Here is a 1,482-nt window from a genome sequence, read left to right as displayed (position 1 = left end):
TAAAACTTGTTTAGATAAAGTTTTCTTGACCATTTGTAAATATCGGTCTATTTGTCTTATGTTATAAACTTTATCAGTAACTATAACAGTAGCTGTTTGCTTATCTATAACAACTTTACCTAAAGGAGATAGTAATCTTTCTATATTATTTTCTAATATAGAAAAGAAATCACTATCTTGCTGATTAGAAGAAAAATTTAATGTAAAGTTTCCTTGTAGATTTGAACCCCCAATGCTACTTCCCGCACCAGTAGATGTTCCTGTTCCTATAGTACTACCTGTTGTTCCACCAAATGAACCTCCACCTAATACATCTCCACCGAGATTAACCTGATAATTTGTTAAAGATTTTATATAAGGTACTTTATAAGTTTTTGTAATTATTGAGCGAAATACTATTACATTCCCTTTAATTTCGTAGGTAATATTACCAAGATTAGATATTATTTCTAAAACTTCTTTAGCAGGAGTATTTTCAAAATTAACAGATAAAGGTTTAGCTTTATCAACATCATCAGTTATTACAACGTTTAATCCCAAATCCTGTGCAATGGCTATTAGTATATTTCCTAAAGCTGCATTTCTTAGAGTAAGAGAAATTCTTTCTGTATCTAAAAAAGTTTTTTTACTTTCTATTTTATCAAGAATATCTAAAGGAGAAGGTGGAGGTGGTAGTAGGTACCTATGTTTCTTATTACGCACCAAAACTTTTTCTGGTTTTATGTTTTTAGAGTCTACCTTTGAATGTACATTTTTCTTATATATTTTTGTAGATATATTGTTTTTATTTAAACATCCAGATAAACTTAAGGTTGCAATTAATAAAAAAAGAATAATTATTTTATTTTTAACCATCTTCTTCCCCATGCTCCATCTAATAAAACTCCATCGTTTTTTATCAAAACTATATATTCTTTATCGGAAACAAAATCTCCTTCCATTAGAAGTCTATTATTTATTACTACAAATTTTTTATTGGCACCAATATAAACCATACTAATGTGATAAATTGGAGGAGGTTGTTTTTTTCTATCAACTTTAGGAATAGTTAGCTTTTTTCTTATAGGCGGAGGTAAACTGCCTTTATTTAGATTTTTTCTAAATGGAACTAATATAAATGCATCAAAAATAGTTTTTATCCACAAATTTTTGTTTGGAGGTTTATTTTCAATAAATTGAACGTTTGGTATGTCAAAATTTATATTTGCTATAATTATACTTTTATATAATAAAAATCTTTTTTCTAAACCTTCTACTAAATCTTGTGCAAATAAAAAAAGAAATATAAACGCTATCAATACAGGAAGTATTAAGTACAATAGTTTTTTAGGAGATATATAAATATTTACCTTCATTTACCTTCCTTGAAAGGTTGTATTAATAAAATTTCTATTTTTAATATAGTTCCTTCAGTTGTTAATTTTTGTTCCATATGGATTATATCTGTAATAGGAGATACAGAGTTTAAAATCTTATCAAATA

Annotated in this window: 2 protein-coding genes; both read right to left on the bottom strand. The window is 26.7% G+C overall.

What is annotated here, in order from left to right; translation table 11 throughout:
* Positions 1 to 867, bottom strand: an 867-nt coding sequence (locus HG1285_RS01785; RefSeq protein WP_008289304.1) for a DUF4974 domain-containing protein, incomplete at its 3' end; no start/stop codon positions are given.
* Entirely contained in the window at positions 837 to 1,355 is a 519-nt protein-coding gene (locus tag HG1285_RS01790; RefSeq protein ID WP_008289303.1) for a hypothetical protein, read from the bottom strand. The genes HG1285_RS01785 and HG1285_RS01790, both read right to left, overlap by 31 nt.
* Between the last annotated feature and the right edge of the window lie 127 nt (positions 1,356 to 1,482).

This window comes from Hydrogenivirga sp. 128-5-R1-1, assembly GCF_000171895.1.
This window is presented reverse-complemented; position numbering and strand designations above follow the sequence as displayed.

What these genes read in the sequence shown, in the direction of transcription:
- HG1285_RS01790 (WP_008289303.1), bottom strand. Translation starts at nt 1,355, where the DNA reads ATGAAGGTAAATATTTATATATCTCCTAAAAAACTATTGTACTTAATA.